Genomic DNA, 8,159 nt, shown 5'->3' on the forward strand with positions numbered 1-8,159 from the left:
CCCCTCTCGACGAGCGGCGCCTCACACCCCCAGTCGCGCCAGCGCCTTCTCCCCGTCCAGCGTGCAGGAACCGTCCCCCGCCGCCGTCCAGGCCGCCGCGCACAGCGCCCGGAGCCCGTCCAAGGGCTCGCCCTCACCGTCGAGTTCCAGCCGGTCGCGGCCCGCCGTCGCCGTCCAGCCACCGCACCGGAAGCCGTCTCCCGCCTCGGTGACCTCGGGCTGCCCGGTGAGCATGCCCCGCAGATCGGCGTCGACGTACGTCGGCCGGTGCTGCGGCGGCGCGGCGAGGAGCTGAGCGCCGTCGGTCACACCGGTCAGGACGAGCAGGGAATCCACGTCCCCGTTGAACGCCCCCTCGATGTCCGTGTCCAGCCGGTCCCCCACGACCAACGGCCGCTCGGCGCCCGTCCGCAGGATCGTCTCCTTGTGCATGGGCGGCAACGGCTTCCCCGCCACCTGCGGCTCGGCCCCGGTCGCTATCCGTACGACCTCGACCGCCGCGCCGTTGCCCGGCGCGATGCCGCGCGCGCTCGGGATGGTGAGGTCGGTGTTGGACGCGAACCACGGCACCCCGCGCGCGATGGCGTAACAGGCCTCCGCGAACCGCCCCCACGCCAGGTCCGGGCCGCCGTACCCCTGCACGACCGCGACCGGCTCGTCCTCCGCCGAGTCGACAGGCTCAAGTCCGCGCTCGCGCAGCGCGACCCGCAGCCCCTCCCCGCCGATCACCAGCACCCGGGAGCCCGCCGGCACCTGCTCGCTGATCAGCCGGGCGACGGCCTGCGCGGAGGTGATGACGTCGTCGGCACCGGTCGGTATCCCCAGCTCGGTGAGATGCTCCGCCACGGCATCCGGCGTCCGCAGCGCGTTGTTGGTGACGTAGGCCAGCCGCATCCCGCCCCCGCGCGCGGTGGCGAGCGAGTCGACCGCGTGGGCGATCGCGTTGCCCCCCGCGTACACCACCCCGTCGAGGTCGAGCAGCGCCGTGTCGTACGCCTCGCTCAGGGCCCGGGCACTGCCGTCGGGGCTCGTCCTGACGCTCTGGCTCATTCCACATCGCTCCTCGTTCGATCGCTTTCACCCGATCATCCCGCATGCCACTGACACACGTACGATGCCGGGATGAACACCGCAGGTCACTCGGAAGCAACGGAGCGCCGAGGCCTGGAACTCACCCCGTTCCGAGGCCTTCGCTACGACCCCGACCTGGTCGGCAGCCTGGCCGCCGTGACGTCCCCACCGTACGACGTGGTCGTACGCCCCGACGGCCTGCACCACCTTCAGGACTCCGACCCGCACAACATCGTCCGGCTGATCCTCCCGCAGGCCGTCACCCCGAGCGCCCGCAACGAACAGGCCGCCGACACCCTGCGCCGCTGGCTCTCCGAGGGAGTCCTCACCACCGACCCCGAGCCCGGCCTGTACGTCTACGAACAGCGCGACGGCAACGGCCTGTTGCAGCGCGGCGTCATCGGCGCCCTGCGCCTGTCGGACCCGTCGGAGGGCGTGGTCCTGCCGCACGAGGACGTCATGCCGCACGTGGTCGCGGACCGCGCGGCCCTCATGCGCGCCACCTCCGCGAACCTCGAACCCTTGCTCCTGACGTACCGGGGCAACGGCTCACCGGCCGACACGACGACGGTGGTCGAGCGCATCGCCGAGCACCCCGCACTCCTGTCGACGACTACGGAGGACGGCTACAGCCACCGCCTCTGGTCGGTCACCGACCCCACCGACCTGGCCCGCATCCAGTCGGACCTCGCCCAGCACCAAGCCCTGATCGCCGACGGCCATCACCGCTGGGCGACGTACCGACGTCTACGCGCGGAGCACCCTTCTCCCAGCCCCTGGGACTACGGCCTGGTCCTCCTCGTCGACACGGCCCGCTACCCGCTCCGCGTCCGCGCGATCCACCGCCTCCTGCACGGCGTCCCGGTGTCCGACGCGCTGGCGTCCCTGGACGGCCTGTTCCGCGTACAGCACTTGGAAGTCCCGCTCCCGGAAGCCCTGGAGGCCCTCGCCGACGCGGCCTGCGCGGGCAACGCGTTCCTCCTCGCCGGCGACGGCGCCTTCCACCTGGTCGACCGCCCGGACCCGGCTCTCCTGGCCCGTACGATCCCGGCCGACCGCCCCACGGCCTGGCGCACCCTGGACGCCACGGTCCTGCACGCCACCCTCCTGGACCACGTCTGGCTCATCCCTGAGGACGACCCGGCCCGCATCGCCTACATCCATGACACCGCCGCCACGGTCCGCAAGGCCGAACGCGACGGCGGTACGGCCGTGTTGATGCACCCCGTCCGCGAGGAGGTCGTACGCGACCTGGCCCGCCAGGGCGTCACGATGCCCCGCAAGTCGACGTCCTTCGGCCCGAAACCGGCGTCGGGGCTGGTGCTGCGCGCGCTGGACGTCTGAGACGCCGCGACCGACTCCGGAGACGCGAAAGGGCGGGACCCCAGAGTGCTGGGTCCCGCCCTTGTCACTTCACTGACGTAGGTCAGTTCTTGTCGTCGTCTTCTTTAAGAAGGACATCGTCCGTGACGACGTCTTCCTTGCCCTCGGCCGCGGCTTCGACCTCGACCTCGTCATCGACGTCCTCGTCCTCGTCGTCCAACTCGTCGACTACGGAGACGTCGTCCTGAGGCTCGGCCTCGACCTCGTCATCGACCTCGGTCTCAGCGTCAATCACACCGACGGTGTCGCTGGCGTCCTCGTCCTCGTCGAACGCGTCCACGAACTCGACACCGTCCATCGCGGCAAGGCGGTCCGACGCGTCCGTGCTGTCGTCCTTGTCGGACTCCACGGCCTTGACGAACCACTCCCGCGCCTCGTCCTCACGCCCGGCGGCGAGCAGGGCATCGGCGTAGGCGTACCGCAGCCGCGCGGTCCACGGCTGCACGGTGTTCGAGGCCAACTCGGGGCTCTGCAACGTGACGATGGCCGCGTCGAGCTGGTCCATGTCACGCCGGGCGCCGGCCGCGACGAGCCGCATCTCGACCTGCCCGGCCTTGTCGAGCTTGTGCACCTCGGGGGCCCCGGCCATGTCCAGCGCCTTCTCGGGCCGCCCGAGCCCACGCTCGCAGTCGGCCATCACGGGCCACAGATCCACGCTGCCGGTCATCCGCCGCGCGGCCCGGAACTCGGCCAGCGCCTCGCTGTACTTCTGGTTCGCGTACGCGGCGAACCCGGCCGCCTCACGTACGGCGGCGACGCGCGACGCCAGACGCAGGGCGATCTTGGAGTAGGCGTAGGCGCCCTCGGGGTCCTCGTCGATGAGCCGGGCGACCATCACCAGGTTCTTCGACACGTCCTCCGCGAGCCCCTTCGGCAGACTCATCAGCTCCTGCCGTACGTCCTTGTCGATCTCCTCGCCCGTGACGTCCTCGGGGATCGGCAGCCGCTTGATCGGCTCACGGTCGCGGTCACGCTCCCGCTCGTCACGGAACCGGCCACCGCCACGCCTGTCGTCGTCACGGCGGAACGCCGGCCGCTCACCGCGGCTGTCATCCCGACGGAACCCTCCACCTGCGGGACGTCCTCCGCGCTCGCCACCACGGTCATCGCGACGCGGGCCGGCGGGCCGGTCGTCACGACGAGGACCGGACGGGCGGTCGTCACGACGGGGACCGGACGGGCGGTCGTCACGACGGGGACCGGAGGGCCGGTCATCACGACGCGGAGCCGCGGAACGGTCGTCACGCCCACGGAATCCACCACGGTCACCGCGGTCGTCGTCACGCCGGAAGGCAGGACGCTCGCCCCGATTTTCGCTGCGGTCATCACGCCGGAACGGCGGACGCTCACCACGGTTGTCATCCCGGCGGAAGGCCGGACGCTCACCACCACGGTCATCATGACGCGGCCCGGACGGACGGTCGTCACGACGCGGGTAGCTGCCACGGTCACCGCGGTTGTCGTCCCGCCGGAAGGCAGGACGGTCACCGTCACGACGATCGTCCCTACGGTCATCACGACGGAAGGGCGGACGCTCGCCACCCCGGTTGTCGCTGCGGTCGTCACGGCGGAACGGCGGACGCTCACCACGGCTGTCGTCACGACGGAAGGCCGGACGATCGCCCCCGCGGTCATCGCGACGGGGGCCGGCGGGCCGGTCGTCACGACGCGGAGCCGCGGAACGGTCGTCACGACCACGGTAGCCACCGCGATCGTCACTGCCACGGCTGTCGCTACGGCGGTCATCGCGACGGTCATCACGGCGGGGGTAACTGCCACGGTCACCGCGGTCGTCGTCACGCCGGAAGGCAGGACGCTCACCTCGGTTGTCGCTGCGGTCATCACGCCGGAACGGAGGCCGCTCACCGCGATTGTCGTCACGCCGGAAACCACCACCGCCACCGCGATTGTCGTCCCGACGGAACGGCGGACGCTCCCCCCGGTTGTCATCGCGACGGAAACCACCGCGATCGCCACGGTTGTCGTCGCGACGCTCGCCGCCACGGTTGTCGCTTCGGTCATCACGCCGGAACGCGGGGCGCTCACCACGGTTGTCGTCCCGACGGAACCCTCCGCCTGCGGGACGTCCTCCGCGCTCGCCACCACGGTCATCACGGCGCGGGCCGGCGGGCCGGTCGTCACGATGCGGCCCGGACGGACGATCATCGCGACGCGGGCCGGCGGAACGGTCGTCACGTCCACGGAAACCACCGCGATCGCCACCGCCACCACTACCGGCACCGCCACTGCCACGGTCGTCGCGGCGCGGGGCGCCACCACGGTTGTCATCACGACGGCCGTAGCCACCGCGATCGCCGCTGCCGCTGCCGCCGCGGTCGTTTCCTCGATCGTTGCTACGGCTCGGGCCACCGCGGTACCCGCCACGGTCGCCGCGGTCACCACTGTCCCGTCGCCGCTCGTCGCGCTCCGGTCGGTCCTCGGGAGAGTTGGTGGACATCGGTGACTCCTGTCTTCGGTACCGCAAGTCATTCTCGCGCAGCCAGCTACTCGGCGCGCTCCGGACTGTGTTTCTGAAAGTTTCTGGAAAAAACAAAAGGACCCCTGGTCCCAGCGTGAACGCTGGGACCAGGGGTCCTCCAAATATTGTTCGGCGGCGTCCTACTCTCCCACAGGGTCCCCCCTGCAGTACCATCGGCGCTGTAAGGCTTAGCTTCCGGGTTCGAAATGTAACCGGGCGTTTCCCTCACGCTATGACCACCGAAACCCTAATGGTTTCGAGCGAACAAGCACACTTTTCTGTTGTGTGGTTCAAGCTCTAGCCGACAACTGTTCGTTGTCTCAGAACTAACACAGTGGACGCGAGCAACTGAGGACAAGCCCTCGGCCTATTAGTACCGGTCACCTCCAGCGGTTACCCGCCTTCCAGATCCGGCCTATCAACCCAGTCGTCTACTGGGAGCCTTAACCCATCTAGTGGGTGGGAACACTCATCTCGAAGCAGGCTTCCCGCTTAGATGCTTTCAGCGGTTATCCCTCCCGAACGTAGCCAACCAGCCATGCCCTTGGCAGAACAACTGGCACACCAGAGGTTCGTCCGTCCCGGTCCTCTCGTACTAGGGACAGCCCTTCTCAATGTTCCTGCGCGCGCAGCGGATAGGGACCGAACTGTCTCACGACGTTCTAAACCCAGCTCGCGTACCGCTTTAATGGGCGAACAGCCCAACCCTTGGGACCGACTCCAGCCCCAGGATGCGACGAGCCGACATCGAGGTGCCAAACCATCCCGTCGATATGGACTCTTGGGGAAGATCAGCCTGTTATCCCCGGGGTACCTTTTATCCGTTGAGCGACGGCGCTTCCACAAGCCACCGCCGGATCACTAGTCCCGACTTTCGTCCCTGCTCGACCCGTCGGTCTCACAGTCAAGCTCCCTTGTGCACTTACACTCAACACCTGATTGCCAACCAGGCTGAGGGAACCTTTGGGCGCCTCCGTTACTCTTTAGGAGGCAACCGCCCCAGTTAAACTACCCATCAGACACTGTCCCTGATCCGGATCACGGACCCAGGTTAGACATCCAGCACGACCAGACTGGTATTTCAACGACGACTCCACCTGAACTGGCGTCCAAGCTTCACAGTCTCCCAGCTATCCTACACAAGCCGAACCGAACACCAATATCAAACTGTAGTAAAGGTCCCGGGGTCTTTCCGTCCTGCTGCGCGAAACGAGCATCTTTACTCGTAGTGCAATTTCACCGGGCCTATGGTTGAGACAGTCGAGAAGTCGTTACGCCATTCGTGCAGGTCGGAACTTACCCGACAAGGAATTTCGCTACCTTAGGATGGTTATAGTTACCACCGCCGTTTACTGGCGCTTAAGTTCTCAGCTTCGCACACCCGAAAGTGCACTAACCGGTCCCCTTAACGTTCCAGCACCGGGCAGGCGTCAGTCCGTATACATCGCCTTACGGCTTCGCACGGACCTGTGTTTTTAGTAAACAGTCGCTTCTCGCTGGTCTCTGCGGCCACCCCCAGCTCACGGAGTAAATCCGATCACCGGTGATGGCCCCCCTTCTCCCGAAGTTACGGGGGCATTTTGCCGAGTTCCTTAACCATAGTTCACCCGAACGCCTCGGTATTCTCTACCTGACCACCTGAGTCGGTTTAGGGTACGGGCCGCCATGAAACTCGCTAGAGGCTTTTCTCGACAGCATAGGATCATCCACTTCACCACAATCGGCTCGGCATCAGGTCTCAGACTATGTGAGTGGCGGATTTGCCTACCACTCGTCCTACACCCTTACCCCGGGACAACCACCGCCCGGGATGGACTACCTTCCTGCGTCACCCCATCACTCACCTACTGCAGGTCTGGTCCGTCGGCTCCACCACTTTCCATTCCCCGAAGGGTCCGGAACGGCTTCACGGACTTAGCATCGCCTGGTTCAATGTTTGACGCTTCACAGCGGGTACCGGAATATCAACCGGTTATCCATCGACTACGCCTGTCGGCCTCGCCTTAGGTCCCGACTTACCCTGGGCAGATCAGCTTGACCCAGGAACCCTTAGTCAATCGGCGCACACGTTTCTCACGTGTGTATCGCTACTCATGCCTGCATTCTCACTCGTGAACCGTCCACCACTAGCTTCCGCTGCGGCTTCACCCGGCACACGACGCTCCCCTACCCATCCCAGCGGGCGTTGGCCCTATTGCTGAAATGACACGACTTCGGCGGTACGCTTGAGCCCCGCTACATTGTCGGCGCGGAATCACTAGACCAGTGAGCTATTACGCACTCTTTCAAGGGTGGCTGCTTCTAAGCCAACCTCCTGGTTGTCTCTGCGACTCCACATCCTTTCCCACTTAGCGTACGCTTAGGGGCCTTAGTCGATGCTCTGGGCTGTTTCCCTCTCGACCATGGAGCTTATCCCCCACAGTCTCACTGCCGTGCTCTCACTTACCGGCATTCGGAGTTTGGCTAAGGTCAGTAACCCGGTAGGGCCCATCGCCTATCCAGTGCTCTACCTCCGGCAAGAAACACACGACGCTGCACCTAAATGCATTTCGGGGAGAACCAGCTATCACGGAGTTTGATTGGCCTTTCACCCCTAACCACAGGTCATCCCCCAGGTTTTCAACCCTGGTGGGTTCGGTCCTCCACGAAGTCTTACCTCCGCTTCAACCTGCCCATGGCTAGATCACTCCGCTTCGGGTCTTGAGCGCGCTACTGAATCGCCCTATTCGGACTCGCTTTCGCTACGGCTTCCCCACACGGGTTAACCTCGCAACACACCGCAAACTCGCAGGCTCATTCTTCAAAAGGCACGCAGTCACGACGCATTGAGTAAACTCAATGCGCGACGCTCCCACGGCTTGTAGGCACACGGTTTCAGGTACTATTTCACTCCGCTCCCGCGGTACTTTTCACCATTCCCTCACGGTACTATCCGCTATCGGTCACCAGGGAATATTTAGGCTTAGCGGGTGGTCCCGCCAGATTCACACGGGATTTCTCGGGCCCCGTGCTACTTGGGTGTCTCTCAAACGAGCCGTTGATGTTTCGACTACGGGGGTCTTACCCTCTACGCCGGACCTTTCGCATGTCCTTCGCCTACATCAACGGTTTCTGACTCGTCCTGTCAGCCGGCAGACGACAGAAGAGAGATCCCACAACCCCGTATACGCAACCCCTGCCGGGTCTCACACGCATACGGTTTGGCCTCATCCGGTTTCGCTCGCCA

The 8,159-nt window shown here is 65.7% G+C and carries 5 protein-coding genes and 2 rRNA genes (1 of these 7 cut by a window edge); 2 read left to right on the forward strand and 5 right to left on the reverse strand.

Translation table 11 applies throughout. From position 1 onward, the window contains the following. Positions 1–21 precede the first annotated feature (21 nt). The gene (locus tag OG588_RS10645; RefSeq protein ID WP_405947066.1) at positions 22–1,050 is read right to left on the reverse strand and encodes an HAD hydrolase-like protein; all 1,029 of its coding nucleotides are present in this window, start codon (positions 1,048–1,050) and stop codon (positions 22–24) included. Between the two features lie 72 nt (positions 1,051–1,122). Between OG588_RS10645 and OG588_RS10650 the strand changes: the two genes are divergently transcribed. Then, complete coding sequence (locus OG588_RS10650; protein WP_405947067.1) at positions 1,123–2,415, forward strand: DUF1015 domain-containing protein; 1,293 nt, start codon at positions 1,123–1,125, stop codon at positions 2,413–2,415. Positions 2,416–2,497: 82 nt separating this feature from the next. Here OG588_RS10650 and OG588_RS10655 read toward each other — a convergent pair whose 3' ends face one another. Further along, the gene (locus OG588_RS10655; RefSeq protein ID WP_405947068.1) at positions 2,498–3,337 is read right to left on the reverse strand and encodes a hypothetical protein; all 840 of its coding nucleotides are present in this window, start codon (positions 3,335–3,337) and stop codon (positions 2,498–2,500) included. Further along, positions 3,337–3,780, reverse strand: coding sequence for a hypothetical protein (locus OG588_RS10660; protein ID WP_405947069.1), 444 nt, complete (start codon positions 3,778–3,780; stop codon positions 3,337–3,339). Before OG588_RS10660 ends, OG588_RS10655 begins: the two co-directional genes overlap by 1 nt. A 73-nt stretch (positions 3,781–3,853) precedes the next feature. On the opposite strand from OG588_RS10660, the gene OG588_RS10665 reads away from it, so the two are divergent. Next, the gene (locus OG588_RS10665) at positions 3,854–4,918 is read left to right on the forward strand and encodes a hypothetical protein (RefSeq protein ID WP_405947070.1); all 1,065 of its coding nucleotides are present in this window, start codon (positions 3,854–3,856) and stop codon (positions 4,916–4,918) included. Positions 4,919–5,060: 142 nt separating this feature from the next. Here the strand turns inward: OG588_RS10665 and rrf are convergent. Both rrf and OG588_RS10675 read right to left on the reverse strand, forming a co-directional pair. Next, a 5S ribosomal RNA gene (gene rrf / locus OG588_RS10670) occupies positions 5,061–5,177 on the reverse strand. 106 nt (positions 5,178–5,283) lie between these two features. Then, a 23S ribosomal RNA gene (locus OG588_RS10675) occupies positions 5,284–8,159 on the reverse strand (it continues 248 nt past the right edge of the window).

Source organism: Streptomyces prunicolor (assembly GCF_045162825.1).
In the GTDB taxonomy this organism is placed as follows: domain Bacteria; phylum Actinomycetota; class Actinomycetes; order Streptomycetales; family Streptomycetaceae; genus Streptomyces; species Streptomyces prunicolor.

Excerpts from the sequence above, each read along its gene's own strand:
- OG588_RS10645 (WP_405947066.1), bottom strand. The coding sequence starts at position 1,050 with ATGAGCCAGAGCGTCAGGACGAGCCCCGACGGCAGTGCCCGGGCCCTG.
- OG588_RS10650 (WP_405947067.1), top strand. The coding sequence starts at position 1,123 with ATGAACACCGCAGGTCACTCGGAAGCAACGGAGCGCCGAGGCCTGGAA.
- OG588_RS10655 (WP_405947068.1), bottom strand. The coding sequence starts at position 3,337 with ATGAGTCTGCCGAAGGGGCTCGCGGAGGACGTGTCGAAGAACCTGGTG.
- OG588_RS10660 (WP_405947069.1), bottom strand. The coding sequence starts at position 3,780 with ATGACCGCAGCGAAAATCGGGGCGAGCGTCCTGCCTTCCGGCGTGACG.
- OG588_RS10665 (WP_405947070.1), top strand. The coding sequence starts at position 3,854 with ATGACGCGGCCCGGACGGACGGTCGTCACGACGCGGGTAGCTGCCACG.